Source organism: Micromonospora sp. WMMD736 (assembly GCF_049179015.1).
GTDB lineage: Bacteria > Actinomycetota > Actinomycetes > Mycobacteriales > Micromonosporaceae > Micromonospora.
Genome location: NZ_JBMHMI010000001.1, coordinates 1,568,867 through 1,584,734, shown reverse-complemented (window position 1 = coordinate 1,584,734; position 15,868 = coordinate 1,568,867). Strand labels below are relative to the sequence as shown.

At 74.0% G+C, this 15,868-nt stretch carries 11 protein-coding genes; all 11 read right to left on the bottom strand.

The genetic code is table 11. The features are described from left to right. Positions 1-6: 6 nt before the first annotated feature. The 11 genes from ACN269_RS06930 to ACN269_RS06880 all read right to left on the bottom strand — a co-directional run bounded on the left by ACN269_RS06930 (position 7) and on the right by ACN269_RS06880 (position 15,802). Positions 7-1,035: a 3-oxoacyl-ACP synthase III family protein gene (locus ACN269_RS06930; RefSeq protein WP_421471622.1), complete on the bottom strand. Its 1,029-nt coding sequence runs from the start codon at positions 1,033-1,035 to the stop codon at positions 7-9. After that, positions 1,032-2,648 carry a hypothetical protein gene (locus ACN269_RS06925; RefSeq protein ID WP_421471621.1) on the bottom strand — a complete coding sequence of 539 codons (1,617 nt, stop codon included), beginning with the start codon at positions 2,646-2,648 and terminating at the stop codon, positions 1,032-1,034. The genes ACN269_RS06930 and ACN269_RS06925 overlap by 4 nt, the downstream gene beginning before the upstream one ends. Further along, positions 2,645-2,875 (bottom strand): acyl carrier protein, encoded by a 231-nt coding sequence (locus tag ACN269_RS06920; protein WP_355048096.1) that lies wholly within the window; start codon positions 2,873-2,875, stop codon positions 2,645-2,647. Before ACN269_RS06920 ends, ACN269_RS06925 begins: the two co-directional genes overlap by 4 nt. Further along, positions 2,872-4,260: an MFS transporter gene (locus tag ACN269_RS06915; protein WP_421471620.1), complete on the bottom strand. Its 1,389-nt coding sequence runs from the start codon at positions 4,258-4,260 to the stop codon at positions 2,872-2,874. The genes ACN269_RS06920 and ACN269_RS06915 overlap by 4 nt, the downstream gene beginning before the upstream one ends. Before the next feature lie 11 nt (positions 4,261-4,271). After that, positions 4,272-10,865, bottom strand: a complete 6,594-nt coding sequence (locus ACN269_RS06910) for a condensation domain-containing protein (RefSeq protein ID WP_421471619.1) — start codon at positions 10,863-10,865, stop codon at positions 4,272-4,274. Then, a complete protein-coding gene (locus tag ACN269_RS06905) occupies positions 10,862-11,653 on the bottom strand; it encodes a thioesterase II family protein (RefSeq protein WP_421471618.1) in 792 nt (263 codons plus the stop codon). Before ACN269_RS06905 ends, ACN269_RS06910 begins: the two co-directional genes overlap by 4 nt. 83 nt (positions 11,654-11,736) lie before the next feature. Then, positions 11,737-12,348 carry a class I SAM-dependent DNA methyltransferase gene (locus ACN269_RS06900; RefSeq protein ID WP_421471617.1) on the bottom strand — a complete coding sequence of 204 codons (612 nt, stop codon included), beginning with the start codon at positions 12,346-12,348 and terminating at the stop codon, positions 11,737-11,739. 7 nt (positions 12,349-12,355) lie between these two features. Beyond that, positions 12,356-13,192, bottom strand: a complete 837-nt coding sequence (locus tag ACN269_RS06895) for an ABC transporter ATP-binding protein (protein ID WP_421471616.1) — start codon at positions 13,190-13,192, stop codon at positions 12,356-12,358. Next, positions 13,185-14,000 carry an ABC transporter permease gene (locus ACN269_RS06890; protein ID WP_421471615.1) on the bottom strand — a complete coding sequence of 272 codons (816 nt, stop codon included), beginning with the start codon at positions 13,998-14,000 and terminating at the stop codon, positions 13,185-13,187. The genes ACN269_RS06895 and ACN269_RS06890 overlap by 8 nt, the downstream gene beginning before the upstream one ends. Next, positions 13,997-14,767 carry an ABC transporter permease gene (locus ACN269_RS06885; RefSeq protein WP_421471614.1) on the bottom strand — a complete coding sequence of 257 codons (771 nt, stop codon included), beginning with the start codon at positions 14,765-14,767 and terminating at the stop codon, positions 13,997-13,999. The genes ACN269_RS06890 and ACN269_RS06885 overlap by 4 nt, the downstream gene beginning before the upstream one ends. Positions 14,768-14,773: 6 nt before the next feature. Next, a complete protein-coding gene (locus ACN269_RS06880) occupies positions 14,774-15,802 on the bottom strand; it encodes an ABC transporter substrate-binding protein (protein ID WP_421471613.1) in 1,029 nt (342 codons plus the stop codon). Positions 15,803-15,868 lie beyond the last annotated feature (66 nt).

Genomic DNA, 15,868 nt, shown 5'->3' with positions numbered 1-15,868 from the left:
GGCCGGTCAGACCCGCAGCAGGGTGCAGACCCAGTGCATGCCGCTGCCGGTGCTGGTCAGGGCGACCAGGTCGCCGGTGGTCACCTCGCCGCTGTCGAGGTGGCGTTCCAGGCCGATGAGCTGGTCGGCGCAGCCGATGTGACCGTGCGCGAGGGCCAGCTCGACGTTCGTCCGGTCCAGGTCCACGCCGAGGTCCTTGGCCAGTTCGGCGAACTGCCGGGCGTTGTCGTGGAAGTGCACGAACCGGCGGACGTCGGCGAGCGTGACGCCGGCCCGCTCGCAGGCGGTCTCCACCACCTGCCGGTTGCGTTCGCGGATGGTCGCCACGAACTGGAACATCCGCCGGACGTCACCGGCGAAGAACTCGTTGAGCCGGTCGGCCGGGTCACCGACGCGGGGGGTGCCGGCGTCCGGCGTGAACGGCTGGGCGGCGCCGCCGACGGGCATCCGCATGAAACCCGCGTACCGGCCGTCGGTGATCGTCTCGGTGGCCAGCCAGCGGCACCGGTCGTGGTCGCGGACCAGCACGGCCGCCGCCGCGCCGTCGGAGAAGACGCTGGTGTTCACCTCCATCCGGTTCCAGTAGGGCTCGCACACCCGGTTCGCGCCGATCACCAGCGCCGTCCGGTAGCCGGGGTGGGTGGCGAACCGGCCGGCCACCGTGTCGAACGCGGCCACCCCGCCGCCGCACGCCTGGTTGAGCAGCACCGCTTCGGCCCGGTGCGCGCCGAGGCGGGCCTGGGTGTGCGCGGCGGGATCCCAGTAGAGGTGTTCGGCCAGGTCGGGGATGGCGAGCACGACGAGGTCCACGTCGGCGGCGGACAGCCCGGCCCGGTCCAGGGCCGTGCCGCCGGCCACCACCGCCAGGTCGGTCACCCCCACGCCGGGCCCGGCCCGGTGGAAGGTCCGGTACTCCCAGGACCGCAGACGATCAAGATCCTTGGTGTACGCGGCCGCGGCCGCCGCCACGTCGACCGGCTCGCCGAGGACGTGCGCCAGGGCGGCCACCCCGACGCCGACCGGCGGCGCGCTCATGCCCGTACCCCCGTGCTCTGGTCGTCGCTCGCGCGGGCGGCGCGCAGCCGGACCCGTGGATCGGCGGACGCCGCCGCGTCCACCTCGGACAGGAAGCGCCGGGCCGTGCCGTTGCGGCCCGTGTCGGTCCACCGCACGACCACCTCGTCCGCTCCCGCCGCGCCGGCCCGGCGGGTCAGCTCGCGCAGCACGGCCGCCTCGACGCCCTTGCCCAGCACGGGGCAGGAGAGCGAGAAGACGTCGACCGTCCAGCGGTCGGCGCTCCGGTCCAGCGCGACCAGGCCCGAGGTGCCGTAGTCGCCGAGCCGGTCACGAACCCGGATCGCCAGCAGGTCGGCGGCCCGCTGCGCCAACGCGGCAGCCGGTGGCGCCGGGGCGAGGGCGAAGTCGTGCGCGCGGGCCACCACCTCGGCGACCTCGGCGACAGCGTCGGCGGCCACCGGCCGGTACTCCACCCGCACGTCCAGCCCGGCCACGAAGTCGTCCAGGGACAGCTCGACGGGCGCGGCGAGGGGTCCGGTTCCGCCGCCGGTCCACCGCCGCTCCGGCAGCCGGTCGGTCAACCGCGCCGCCCGCAACTCGTCTGACCACGCCGTCGGGTCGACCCCGAAAGTCACCCGTCGCGGCGGCCCCGCGACGGCTTCCGCCGCGACGGCTTCCGCGCCCGCCGGGCCGGCGCCCGCCTCGCCCTGGCTGACGCCGACCAGGACGAGCTGCGCCGGTACGACGTCCAGCTCCGCGGCGATCTCCGCGAGCTGGTCGTCCAGTGGCCGGTCGTCGGTGACCCAGCCGTCGAGCACGCCCAGGAGGTCGACGGCGTCACCGTTCGACCACCAGTCGTCGCCGGTGGACCGCAACGCCACCCGTACGCCGGCGGCGCGCAGCTCGCGCACGGCCGGCAGCAGGTGCGCCGCGCCGGTCAGCCCGTCGCCGTCGACGACCAGCGCCCGGCAGCCCGTGCCGAACCAGGCCGCCACCAGCGCGGCGGCGGTCGCCCCGAGCCGGGCGAACACCTCCTCGGTGTACGGCACCTTGGCGAGGCGGAACAGCACCGGGTGGTACGCGTGCTCGTCGCCGACGGCGCGCACCGCCTCGTCGGCGTCGACGAGCAGCACCCCCGGGTCGCCGGCCAGCCGGTCGCGCAGGCGTTGCCGTACGACGGTGGCGCTGGCGGCCACCCCGTCGGCGTGCATCGCGTCGGCCGTCCCGGCCGGGCGGTCGGTGGGGACGGCCGGCAGCACGTACACCAGCAGGGCGCCGTGCCGGTGCGCGGCGGTGACGGCCGCCTCGGCCCCGGCCAGCAGCTCCGCCGCCCACGCGGCGCCGGCCGGGCCGGGTTCGCCCGCCTCCTCGAGGCGTTGCGCCACCACCAGCACGTCCGGCCGGACGTCGGCGAGGAAGCCGTCGGTGGCCAGGCACTGCTGCACGACCTGCTGGAACGGACCGACGGTGAGCGCGGCGGGTAGACCGCGCTCGTGCAGGTCCAGGCCCAGGTACGGCACCAGCGGGTCCGCCGTGTAGCTGGCCAGCAGGGCGACGCGCAGCGCCGGGACCGGCCGCTGGCGGATGAGCGCCTGCCAGCGGGTGCGTCGGGTGAACAGAACGCCGCTCATCGCGTCTCCGTGCCCTTGGCGCGCAGCACGGTCCGCAGCTCGCCGACGCTGCGCACGTCGCGGATCTCGTCGAAGGCGAAGGAGAGCCCGTAGACCTCCTCCAGGGTCACCACCAGTTGCAGGTGGCGCAGGCTGGTCCAGGTGCCGATGGTCTCCGGCCCGGACTCGTCGGTCACCTCGGCCGGGTCCACCTCCAGGACCCCGGCCACCACCTCGGTCAGCGTCACTTCGCCACCACCGCGCGGTCGTCGGTCAGCTCGTCGGTGCCGGTCGGCGACGGCAGCGGGGCCGGCGGGTCGGTCGGCTCGTCGTAGTCGGGCAGGTCGACCTCCATCCGGCGGACGCTCGGCGAGAAGAACCCGGCCGCCGCGACGCCGATGCCGAACACCCCGACGATCACGAAGATCAGGCCCATCCCGGCGCCCGGTCCGCTGCCCACCAGCCACCCGAAGTACGGCACGCCGGGGCCGCCCTCGCGCATCATCGGCTCGAACCAGCGGTCCGCGGCGATACCCGCCAGGGCGGTGCCGCCGGGGTACGCCAGGTCCTCGATGAACTGGCGGGCGGCGAAGACCCGGCCCTGGTGGGACGGCTCGACCTTCTCCTGCCACACCGACTGGGCGTACCCGTCGATGAACGGGATGGACAGGTGCAGGAAGAGCAGGGCCACGGACCAGACGATGATGCTGTCCCCGACGCCGTAGACGATCCGGCCGAGCACGCTGAAGACCAGGATGGCGATGAGCATCCGGCGGATCTTGTGGCGGGTGTTGGGCAGCAGCCCGAGCAGCAGCGCGCCGGCCACACCGCCCACCGCGCCGATGGTCTGCACCAGACCGACCGCGTTGGTGCTGCTGTCGGTGCGGGCCAGGATCTGCGGCACCAGCAGGGCGAAGCCGACCGCGGCGAGCACGTTGATGGCGAACATGATCGCCTCCAGCCCGGTGAACGCCCGGCTGGTCAGGATGTAGCGGAAGCCGTAGATCGTGTCGTACCAGAAGCCGCCCTCCTCCGGCTGCGTCGAGCGCGGCACGGGTGGGAGCTGCACCAGCAGCACCGCGCCGATCGCCACCACGTAGGACAGCGCGTCGATGAGCAGGATGACCTTGATGTCCATCAGGCCGAGCAGCGCGGCGGCGAAGCCGGGCGCGAAGATCACCGGGATGGTCCGGACCGCGAACATCATCGCGTTGGCCCTCGGGTACTGGCCCTTCTCCATCATCACCGTGATGGTCGCCTGGTACGCCGGGAGCTGGAACGCGAGGAACGCGCCCGTGACCAGGTTGACCAGGTAGAGGTGCCACACCTCGACCGAGCCGCTGAGGAACAACAGCAGCACGACGGCCGTGGTGACCGCCGAGCCGACGTCACTGAGCACGATGGTCAGTCGTCGTCCCCACCGGTCGACGAGCGCGCCGGCGATCGGGCTGAAGATGACTGTCGCGCCGAACGCGAACGCCATCAGCATGGTCAGGTCGAAGGCCCGGCCGGTGGCGTCCCACACCCAGATGCTCAGGGCGAAGTTCGTCATCCGGGTGCCGAGCGCCGACAGCAGCTGGCCGAACCAGATCGTGGTGAACCCGGCGAACCGGGACGGGCGTCGGAACGCCATGGGGTCTCCTCCTACTGCCGTGGCGGTTGCCCGGGGCGTCCGGCCAGGCGCAACAGGCCGTGCCGGATGCCGTCGAGCAGGTTCTCAGCGGTCTCCGGCCGGAAGGCCGGAGTGGCGTAGCTCAGCTCGACGCGCAGCTCGGGGCCGGTGAGCGACCCCGTCACGTCGAAGGGGAAGGGCCAGTGCCCGTCGGGGTCCTCGGTCGGGCCGAACGGCGCCGCGCAGACGTCGAGGAGGTGGTTGGCCGGGGCGACGTCGTCGAAGCCGTACCCGCCCATGTAGTTGACCGCCACCATCGGCGGCGCGGTGGCGGCCAGCCGGGCGCGCACGTCGTCGTCGGGGCAGAGGTGCCGCAGCAGCGCGTACCCGATGCCGTTGTCCGGGACCCGGCCGAGCTGGCGGATCACCGAGCGGACCGAGCGGGTCGCGTCGGCAGTCGCGGGTAGCTCCAGGCGCAGCGGGTAGAGCACCTGGAACCAGCCCGTCGTGCGGCTGACGTCGACGTCGTCGAAGAGCGGTTCCCGGCCGTGACCGGTCGTGGCGACGGTGACCGCGCCGCCGGTACGCGCCGCGACGGTGTCCACCACCGCCCACACCAGCAGGTCCCGCACGCTGGCGCGCAGCCGACGGGCGGCGGCGTGCAGCCCCCGGGTCGCGGCCTCGTCCAGGGTCACGGTGGCCAGGCCCAGGTCACCGAGGCGGAACGGCGCGGCGGACGGCTCGTCGGCCAACCGGGTCAGCACCCCCTCGTCGGCCTGCGCCAGCCAGAACGGCAGCTGCGCGCGCAGCTCCGGCGAGCCCGCGTACCCGGCCAGTCGCCGCGCCCAGTCCCGGTACGACGTGGTCTTGGCGGGCAACGCCGGCGCGACACCCCGTTCGAGCTGGTCGCAGAGCGTCTCCAGATCGGCCAGCAGGACGCCCCGGGAGACCGCGTCGACGACCAGGTGGTGGTTGACGAGCAGGAGTCGGTCGGGCAGCTCCGGGCCGAGCCGGAAGTGCGCCACCCGGGCCAGCGGGCCGGCCGTGAGGTCCAGACCGGTCTGCGCCTCGGCGCAGTGCGCCTCGACCGCCGCCTCCCGCTCGTCGACACCCAGGCCGGTCAGGTCGTGGCTGACGAACGGCACGGCGTCGGCCGGGTCGGCGTGGTGCTGACGCCAGCTCCCGTCCGCCTGCCGGGTCAGCCGCAGCCGCAGCGCGTCGTGCTGGGCCACCAGCCGCCGTACCGCCTCGCGGACCTTCTCGGTCGGAAGTGGCCGGGCCAGCTGGAGGTAGTACGGATGGTTGAACAGGGCGGGCCGACCCATGCTGGGGCCGATGACGTCGGTGAACCAGCGCTGCGCGCCGGTCAGCGGGGCGTCGCCGTGCACCTCGCCCTGCTCGGCGGCAGGCGTCGGCGTCGTCTCCCCGAGGCTCGCGGCCAGCTCGGCGACCGTGGGGTGGCGGACGAGCTGTCGGGGGGTGAGGTGGATGTCGGCGGCCGCGCAGCGGGCCACGAGCTGCATCGCGAGCAGCGAGTCGCCCCCGGAGGCGAAGAAGTCGTCGGTGATGCCGAGCTGGTTGGTGCGCAGCAGCTCCGACCAGATCGCCACGAGCTGTCGTTCCCGCTCGGTGCGGGGCGCGGCGGCGGCCCGGTCGGCCGAGCGCCGGTACCCGTCGGTGACCGCGCCGCGCACCGCCGCCGCATCAGCCAACTCGGTGGCCACCTCGGTCAGCAGCGCGGCGGGAATCCGGTCGACGGGCGCGTCGCCGTCCACGGTGGTCCCGGCGTCGAGCGACCAGAGACCGCGCAGCACCTCCACCGGCCCGACCCGCTCGTCGACGGGCAGCGCCGCGACGTCGGGCGGCGCGAGTACGGAGTCCGGATGCAGGAGCAGGGTGGCCGCGTCGGTGGCGGGGGTCGGGGCGTACCCGATGATCCCGGCGGTGACCAGCGCGGACAGCTCGGCGCGCTGCGGCGTCGTGGTGAGCACGACCTCGCGCCCGGCGCGGGCCTGGGCCGCGAGCAGCCGCGCCAGCTCCGCCTGGCGGTGCGGCGGCCCGGCCGGTACGACCAGCCGGCGCAGCGCCGGGTGCCGTACCGCCCGCCGCACCAGCACCGTCGCGGTGACCGCCGCCAGCTCCGGCGACCAGGCGTCGCCCGGCAGTTCCGGAATCCGGTAGCGCCGCGCCCACGCCTCGATCGCGACGACGTCGACGTCCGGCCGGGCCTGGGCCAGCCGCGTCGTCAGTTCCGCGAAGACGGCGGTGTACGGCGACGTCCGGTACGACGGCGACGGCGGGCAGACCGCGATCGTGAGCGCCGCCGCGCTGTGCGACCGGTGCACGTCCAGGGCCGCCAGCAGCTCGGCGTGAAAGTCGCGCAGCCCGACGATGCCCGCCGCGAGCGGACCAGGTGCGAGCCGGTCCTCCCAGCGCAGGACCAGCGCGTTGCGGTCGCGCCGGCCGGTCGCCAGGCCGGCGGCCGGGTCGCGCAGCAGCCGCAGCAGCGCGCCCGGCGCGACCTGTTCCAGGGTGTGCGGCAGGCCGAGCAGCCCGGTCCAGAAGCGGACGGTCTCCGCGAGCCGCGGCACCTCGACGGTGCCGCCGACCACCAGCCGGGGCGCGGGCGGCGCCGGCCGCCGGGACGTCGGCGCACGGCGCACTCCGCCGATCGGCGCGTCCGGTCGCCGCACCCCGTCGTCGAGCACCTTCGCGAGGCCGGTCAACAGCCGCACCATCCGCTCCGGGGTGAACAGGTCGGCCCGGTACGCCAGGTCGGCGTGCAGGTCGTCGCCCTGCCAGGTGACGCTGAGGAAGAGGTCGAAGTCGACGCCGACGCTCGGCACCTCGGCCGGCGTGGCGGCCAGGCCGGCGAACTCCGGCAGCTCGTCAGCCCCGTCGAGGACGTTCAGCACGCACTGGAACAGCGGGTGGTACGCGGCCTGCCGGGGCAGCCGCAACGCCTCCACGATGGTCGCGAACGGCAACCCCTGGTGCCGGTACGCCTCCCGGGCGGTGCGGTAGGCGCGGGTCACGAGCTGGCGGAACGTGGGCCGTCCCGCCGCGTCCACCCGCAGCGGTAGCAGGTCGGCGAAGCACCCGATCAGCGGGGCTAGTTCGGTGCGTTCCCGGCCGGCGGTGGGTGTGCCGAGTACCAGGTCGCCTTGCCCGCTCTCGGTGTGCAGCAGGGCCGCGAAGCCGGCCAGCAGCACGGCGAACGGGGTGACCCCCTCCGCCCGGGCCAGCTCGCGCACGGCCGCGCCGAGCCCCGCGCCCAGCCGCTGGGCCTGGTAGCCGGCGATGTCCGAGGACTCGTCGGGGCGGGGATGGTCGGTGGGCAGGTCCAGCAGCGGCGGCGCGTCGGCCAGCCGTGTACGCCAGTACGCCAGGTGCGGCTCGACGGCGTCGGACGCCAACCAGTCCCGCTGGTACCGGGCGTAGTCGGTGAACTGCACCGGCAGCGGCGGCAGTGGCCGGTCGACGCCGGTGGCGTGGTGGGCGTACCGGGCGGCGAGGTCGTCGAGCAGGATGCTCCACGAGGTGTTGTCGCAGACGATGTGGTGCATGCCGAGCAGCAGGTGCCAGCGCTGGTCGGGTAGCCGCAGCAGGCGGGCGCGCACCAGCGGCCCGGCCGCCAGGTCGTACCGGTGCGCAGCCAGCTCGGCGGCCGCCCGACGCAGCGCGCGGGCCTGCTTCGCCGCCGGCAGCGTGGTCAGGTCCAGCGTCTCCAACCACGGGTCGACGTGCGGGTGCAGCACCGGTTCGGGTTCGCCGTCGCGGCCCCGGAAGGTGGTCCGCAACACCTCGTGCCGGGCCAGCACGTCGTCGAACGCCCGCCGCAGCGCGGTCGTGTCGAGGTCGCCGCGCAGCTCGACGGCGGCCGTGGTGTTGTGCCGCACCACGTCGTCGTCGAGTTGGTCGAGCGCCCAGAGCCGGACCTGCGCCGAGGACGCCACGGCCGGCGTACCCGCCGGGGCGGGGGTGAGCGGGGCGAGCGCGGTGGCGTCCTCATCGGCGTCCAGCACGGCGGCGAGCCCGGCCACCGTCGGGTTGGTGAACAGGGTGTAGAGCGACACCTCCCGGCCGAACTCGGCCTGCACCTGCGAGAGCAGACCGGTGGCGAGCAGCGAGTGTCCACCGAGGCCGAAGAAGTCGCTCGTCACGCCGACCTGTTCGACGCCGAGCGCGACGGCCCACAGACCGGCGAGCCGCTCCTCGGTGGGGGTGCGCGGCGCGACGACCTCCTCGTCTCCGGCGGTGCGCACGGGCGTCGGCCGGCTGCGCTCGGCGACCGCCGCGGCGGTGCTCAGCTCCTCGACGACGTACGCGGCACGCTCGGACCCGATCGGCGTGTGCAGCCCGCTCGTGATGCCGGCCGGCGCGGGCGGGTCCAGCGGCCAGACGTGCGCGAGCAGCCGACGCAGGTCCTCCCACCCGGCGGGCACGGTCAGCGTCAGCACGCCCGGGTGGTCGCCCCGCAGCGTCGCCACGGCGTGCGGGTCGGTGTCGAGCACCGCCGTGGTGGCCGGGTCGGCGGCGGCGAGCGCCTCCGCCGTGTACGCCCGCACCTCGTGACCGGGCAGCGCGTCGGCGAGCCGGTCGACCGGCAACCGTTCGCCGTCGACCAGCACGAGGCGGCGCGGCTGACCGGCGAGCCGCCGCAGCTCGCGCAGCACGATCGTGCCCAGCGCCGCGAAGTACTCCCCGGTGTACGGCACGTGGCCCAACTCGTCGGCGCGCTCGTCGTCCACCTCGCCGACCGGGTAGGCGCCGGCCTGGTCGGCGGCCCACACCGCGTGCACCCCCGGCGTACGCGCCGCCAGCGCGGCCAGCCGGTCGTCGAGCCGGCCGTACCGCTGGTCGGCGGCGCGCGGCGACGCGGGACAGACCACCAGCAGCAGCGGCGCGTCCGTCCGCCGCCGGTACGCCGCCACCGCCGCGTCGAGGTCGCCCATCGCCGCGTCGAGGGCCCCGGCGGTGTGCTCCTGCCGACGCAGCCAGTCCTCGAAGCGCAGCAGGCAGACCGTGGCGTCGACCGTCGGCCCGGCCAGCAGGTGGGGCACCAGCTGGCCGTACCCGACCAGCTCCACCGACGCGGGTACGCGCAGGAAGCGCAGCCAGAACTCCACCGGGTCGCGCAGCGGGTCCACGGTGAAGGTGGCCGCCAGGGCGATCCGCTGCCGGCGCAGCCCGGGCACCTCCGACAGCGGGCGGTCCGGGTCGTCCACCAGGGCGCGCAACAGTTCCGGCAGCCGGCCCACGGTCGCGGCGATCGTCTCGTCGAGGTACAGGTCGGCGTTGAAGTCGACCGCGCCGTCGATCCGGTCCCCGTCGACGGTCAGGCTGACGAAGAGGTCGAAGTCCGTCAGGCCGCTCTCCGCCGGTACCGGGTGGAACGTCGCCCCGGCGGCCTGCCGCTGCCGTACGCCGCCGTCGGTCATGGTCGCCAACACCTGGAAGAGCGGGTTCACGCTGGGGTCGCGGACCGGGCGGACCTCCTCCACCACCCGCGCGTACGGGGCCTCCTGGTGGGCGTACGCCTCGCTGACCGTGCGGTGCACCCGGCGGACGAGGTCGCGGACGCTCGGGTCGCCGCCGGTGTCCACCCGCAGCACCAGCATGGTGGCGAAGCAGCCGATCAGCGGCTCCAGATCGGTGCTCGCCCGGCCGGCGGCGGGCATCCCGAGCAGCAGGTCCTCCTGGCCGGTGGCGTGGCGCAGCAGGGCGGTCAGCCCGGCGAGGACCACCGCGTTGACGGTGGCCCCGGCGCGGCGGGCCAGCCCGCCGAGGGCGTCGGTCAGGTCGGCGTCGACGGTGAAGGGCACGCTCCGGCCCCGGTGGGTCTGCACCGGCGGCCGGGGTCGGTCCGGTGGCAGCGTGGACCGGGCCGGTGCCGAGGCGAGCCGTTCCCGCCAGTGCGCCAGGTGACCCGCCAGCTCCCGTTCGGCCTCCGGCTGGCGGCGGGCGGCGACGTGCGCCACGAACCGGGTGGGCAGCGCGGGCAACCCCGCCGGGACGTCCCCGGCGAACTCGCCGTACCAGCGCACCACCTCCTCGACGAACACCCCCGCCGACCAGGCGTCGAAGACGATGTGGTGCGCGGTCACCAGCAACAGGTGCTCGTCGTCCGCGAGGGCGACCAGCCGGGCCGCGAGCAGGGGCCCGCTGGTCAGGTCGAAGCGGACCGCCGCGTGCGCCGCGATCTCCCGCTCGGCCGCCGCCGCCCGCTCCGACGGCGGCAGCCCGGTGAGGTCGAGCAGCGGCAGCGGCACCTCCAGGGCGTCCGACACCCGCTGGGTGACCACGCCGTCGACGGTCGCGAAGACGACCCGCAGCGCGTCGTGCCGGGCCACCACCGCGTTGACCGCCCGGTGCAGCGCCGCGACGTCGAGCGGACCGCTGATCCGCTCGGCGAAGGGCACGTTGTAGACGGGCGTGCCGGGCTCCAACCGGTCCAGGAACCAGAGCTGCTCCTGCGTGTAGGAGAGCGGGTAGCTCGCCTTCGCAGGTGGGGCCGACGGCGTCGGGTCCGCGCGGCCGGCCCGGGCATGGCGCAGTCGCAGGGCCAGCAGTTCCCGCTGCTCGGGGGTGAGGTCGGCGAGGTCCGGGTGCAGGTCCTGGGTCATCGGGTGGCCCCTTCGACGTACGCGCGGTCGGCGGCCGGCCCGCCGTCGAGCAGGCGGGACAGCGGGGGAGGCGTGTCGTGCAGGTAGAGATGACCGCCCGGCACGACGGTCAGCGAGAAAGCGGCGGCGGTGCAGGCCGCCCAGCCGGCCACCTCGTCCGGGCTGACCAGGGGGTCGTCGGCCGCCGCCACCGCGTCCACGGGCAGCGGCAGCGGCGGCACGGTCGTCGGCCGGTACGACGCGACCACGTTCAGGTCGGCCCGCACGGTGGGCAGGATCAGTTCCAGCAGGCCGGGATCGGCGAGCACCTCGTCGGGGATGCCGCCCAGGTCGACCAACCAGCGGGTCAGTGCGGCGTCGTCGAGGCGGTGCGCCGTACCGAGCGGCGCGGCGTCACGCGGCGGACGGGCCGCGGACACCACCAGCCGCTGCGGCGTCGGGCCACCCCGGGCGACCAGGCGGGTAGCCACCTCGTACCCGATCAGGCCGCCCATGCTGTGCCCGAAGATCGCGAACGGCGTCGGCACCCGCGCGGCGATCGCCTCGACCAGCGGCGGTACCAGGTCGTCCATCGTGTGCAGGGGTTCCTCGGACAGCCGCCGCTCACGACCCGGCAACTGCGCGGTCCACACCTCCACGGCGTCGCCCAGCACGGCGGCCCACGGCCGGTACGCGCCGCCGCCGGCTCCGGCGTACGGCAGGCACACGAGCCGCAGGCGGGCGGCCGGGCGGGACGCGACGCAGCTCAACCAGGCGGTCGTCGGTGGTGTTACGGGTGGTGTCGCCATGCCCGCACACGCTACGAACGGGCCTTGAGGGCGGTCTTAGCGTCGGCTGAGCGTTCCTGCCGGTGTCCGCTGCGCGCGGACGGTCAGACCCCGTCGACGGCGGTGGCCGCGATGGCGTAGTGCGGCCGGTGCGGGCCGCCGTCGGGGCGTTCCAGCCGCTCGACCTCGGTGAAGCCGGCCCTCGTCAGCCGCGCCGAGATCTCGTCGACCGGCCAGCGGTAGGCGGTGGTCACCTTGTGGTCGAAGGCGTCGACCTCGTCACCGGAGAAGAGGCCCAGCACCAACGCCCCGGACGGGGCCAGGGCCCGTCGGAATGTCGTCAGTACGCCGTCGAGGCGCTCCGGCGGTAGGTGGATCAGCGAGTACCAGGCCAGGATGCCGGTGAGGCTGTGGTCGGCCACGTCGAGGTCGTCCAACGACCCGAGGCGGTAGCTGCCGCCGGGATGGGTCGCGCGGGCGTGGTCGATGAACTCGGGGACGATGTCGATGCCGGTCGCGTCGGCGCCCAGCGACCGCAGGTGGTCGGTGAGGTGGCCGGGGCCGCAGCCCAGGTCGAGCACCGGACCGGGGCGACCCGCCAGGTGCCGACCGATGAAGGCGAGGTCGTCGGGGTGCACCTGCTCACGCGTGCCGAACAGCTCGATGTACAGATCCGCGACCGCGCCGTACGCCTGCCGCACCCGCTCGGTGCCCACCGCGTGACTATAGGAGGTCCGCACCCAACCCCCGGTCACGGGTTGGTTCCGGTGGGACCGGTCCGCGCTTGGCCCGCTGGATCTGCTCGTAGACGTGGGTGCGCAGCTCGGTGAAGCGGGGCAGGGCCCGGGTGGTGAGCTGGTCGCGCTCCGGCGGGAGGTCGATCGCCAGGTCCTCCTGCACCCGGGTGGGGGAGTTGGACAGGACGAGCACGCGTTCGCCCAAGTACACCGACTCGTCGATGTCGTGGGTGACGAAGATCGTCGAGATCCGGCGGGTGCGGTGCAGTTCGCGGACGAGGTCCTCCAGGTCCGCGCGGGTCTGCGCGTCGACCGCGGCGAACGGCTCGTCCATGATCAGCACCTCGGGCTGGTACGCGATGGCCCGCGCGATCGCCACCCGTTGCTGCATCCCGCCGGAGAGCTGCCACGGATGGCTACCCGCCGACTGCGCCAGGCCGACCGCGTCGAGGGCGTCGGTGACCAGCCGGCCGCGTTCGGCGCGGGAGAGCTTCTTGTGGCGGAGCGGCAGCTCGACGTTGCCCCGGACGGTCAGCCACGGGTAGAGGCTGCGGCCGTACTCCTGGAAGACCACGGCCATCGCGGGGCTGGGGCCGGTCACCGGCGACCCCTCCATCTCGACGAGGCCGCTGGTGGGCCGGAGCAGGCCGGCGAGGCATTTCAGGAGGGTGGTCTTGCCGCACCCGGAGGGACCGACGACGCACACCAGTTCCCCGGGACGCATGCTGAAGCTCAGATCGCCGATCGCCTCGACCTCGCCCCGGGCGGAGGGATAGACCTTCCGCAGGTGCTCGACCCGCAGCAGCGGGGTGGCGTCAGGCACGGCTGACCTCCTTCATCGCGTGGTACCAGCGCAGGACCCGGCGCTCGACGAAGCCGAAGGCCACCGCGAGCAGGACGCCGATGAGGCCGAGCAGGAGGATGCCGCTCCACATCTCGGCGACCAGGTAGTTCCGCTGGAAGTAGGCGATCCGGTAGCCGAGGCCGGCGGACGACGCGAACATCTCCGAGATCACCATGAGGATCAGGGACACCGAGAGCGCCTGCCGTACGCCGGCCATGATGCGCGGGCTCGCCGCGGGCAGCACCAGCAGCCACAGCCGCTCCCACCGGGTGATCCGGAACGCGTCGGCGGTGTCCCGCATGACGCTGTCGGTGGACCGGACGCCTTCGATCGTGTTCAGCAGGATCGGCCACACGGCGCCGGACACGATGACGACGACCCGCATCGTGTCGGTGATGCCGAGCACGAGCATCCCGACCGGGATCAGCACCGGCGGCGGGATCGCGCGGAAGAACTCCAGCAGCGGTTCGAGCAGTTCGCGCAGCGGGCGGAGCCGGCCGATGACGACTCCGGCGGCGACGCCGAGCAGGATCGACGCGACCAGGCCGACGGCCAGCCGGTACAGGCTCGGCAGGACGTCGTCGACGAACGCCGGGCCGACCCAGGTCCGCCGGAACGCGTCGAGGATGGTGAGCGGGCCGACGAAGAACCGGTTCGTCGATCCGGTCGACCAGACGCCCCAGAGCAGCACGGTCAGCGCGGGAAGCCCGAGCGCGAACAGGACGGTCTCGGCGGCCCGCAGGATCGGGCCGCGCGGCCGGGCCGCTCCCGCGCCGGCGGCCGTCATCGGGCCGCCTCGTCCGCGAGCACCGACTGGTGCCAGGCCAGCGAGCGACGCTCGACGAACCGGAACACGACGTTCACCAGCACGCCGAGCAGCCCGGTGACCACGACGAGGCCGTACAGGCCGACCGCGTCCCCGGCGGAGCGGGACAGCTCGATCATGCGCCCGAGGCCGGGGTTGCCGATCACCATCTCCGCGGTGACGGCCAGGATGAGGGCGACCGCCGCGGCGAGCCGCAGACCGGTCATCAGGTACGGCAGGGCGGTCGGCAGGACGAGGTACCTCAGCCGCTCGCGGCGGGTGAGGCCGAAGCTGCGAGCGGTGTCCCGGGCGACCGTGTCGACGTCCGCGACTCCGTAGATCACCTGCACGAACACCTGCCAGAACGCGGCGTAGACGACGATGACCAGCGCGGCGCGCAGTTGCAGGCCGAACATCAGCACGGCCAGCGGGATCAGCGCGACCGACGGCACCGGTCGCAGGAACTCGACAATGGTGTGCGTCGCGCGGCGCAGGACCGGCACCAGCCCGATCCCGGTGCCCAGGACGACGGCCGCGACCGTCGCCAACGTCAGGCCGATCGCCCACGACGTCATGGTCAGCGAGAGTCGTCGCCAGAACGCCAGGTCGCGAAGCTCCTGGATGAGCCACCCGAGCACGTCCGTGGCGTACGGCAGGTACTGCGGGTCGACCAGTCCCAGTGTCGGGACCAGTTGCCAGACCACGAGGAACCCCAGTAGGCCGGTGGCGCCCAGCAGGACCTTGCGCACGGCGGGCTACTGCTGCTGGATGAGGCGGTCGAGGTCGGGCCGCCGGTCGAGGACCCGGTATTTCTGCGCCAGGGTGGCCAGTTGCTCCAGGCCCGCCCGGTCGAGCTCCCAGCCGAACGCGGGCAGCCGCACGGAGTCCGCGACCGCCTCCGGTAGCTGGAGGTTGTCCTTGATGGCCTGCCGGAGGTTCCTCTCGTTGGCCGGGTCGTTGGCCCAGGTGAGCGTCTTCCTCATGGCTGACGAGAAGGCCGTGACCAGCGCGGCGTCGGACTCCTTCAGCTTGCTCGACGTGATCGTGGTGAGGGTGGTCAGGCCCGGGACGGTGGCCTGGTACGGCTCGACGACCACCGCGTCGCCGCGTTTGCGCAGCTGGGTGATGAACGGCTCGGTCACCCAGGCGGCGTCGATGTTGCCGGCCGCGAGTTGGGCCGGCGCGTCCGGGAAGGCGACCTCGACGAACTGGACCTTGGTGGGGTCACCGCCGTCCTTCTCGACCGCCGCCATGATGGTGACGTCCCCGGCGGCGCCCAGGCTGTTGACCGACACCTTACGGCCGGCGAGCTGGGCCGGCCGGGTGATGCCGGACCTCGGCGAGGCCACCACGGCGTTGATGTCGTCACCGTCGGCATAGGACGAGGCGTAGTTTCCGACGATCACGACGCCGAGGTCCTGCAGGTCGGCGCGGAACGGGCCGAACGGCTGACCGATGGCGAAGTCGATGTCGCCGTTGATCAGGGCCGGGATGGCCTGCGCGCCGCCCTGGGCGGGCAGCACCTCCACGTCGAGCCCCTGTTCCCGGAAGATGCCGGCCTTGATGCCGGCCCACAACGCGGCGGTCTCGCTGATGGGCAGCGCCGCCACCCGGACCTTCCGCAGATCGCCGCTGGTTCCTGGCGCCGGATCGGTGGCGTCCGAATCCGTGCAACCGGTCAGGGCGATCGTGAGGCCGGCGAGAACAGCGAGGGCGGTGACCTTCTTCATGGACGAGCCCTTCCGTGCGCAGCGCTGGTGCTTCCGGGCGTCGATCAGCGTCATGCACCCGAGATTGATTGTCAAGAATGCAAATATCGTTTGTGGCGGTGCGATTGACAGCGTGACGCT

Bases quoted from the DNA above. Each gene is read 5' to 3' on its own strand.
- ACN269_RS06930 (WP_421471622.1), bottom strand. From the start codon at position 1,035: ATGAGCGCGCCGCCGGTCGGCGTCGGGGTGGCCGCCCTGGCGCACGTC.
- ACN269_RS06925 (WP_421471621.1), bottom strand. From the start codon at position 2,648: ATGAGCGGCGTTCTGTTCACCCGACGCACCCGCTGGCAGGCGCTCATC.
- ACN269_RS06915 (WP_421471620.1), bottom strand. From the start codon at position 4,260: ATGGCGTTCCGACGCCCGTCCCGGTTCGCCGGGTTCACCACGATCTGG.
- ACN269_RS06910 (WP_421471619.1), bottom strand. From the start codon at position 10,865: ATGACCCAGGACCTGCACCCGGACCTCGCCGACCTCACCCCCGAGCAG.
- ACN269_RS06905 (WP_421471618.1), bottom strand. From the start codon at position 11,653: ATGGCGACACCACCCGTAACACCACCGACGACCGCCTGGTTGAGCTGC.
- ACN269_RS06890 (WP_421471615.1), bottom strand. From the start codon at position 14,000: ATGACGGCCGCCGGCGCGGGAGCGGCCCGGCCGCGCGGCCCGATCCTG.
- ACN269_RS06880 (WP_421471613.1), bottom strand. From the start codon at position 15,802: ATGACGCTGATCGACGCCCGGAAGCACCAGCGCTGCGCACGGAAGGGC.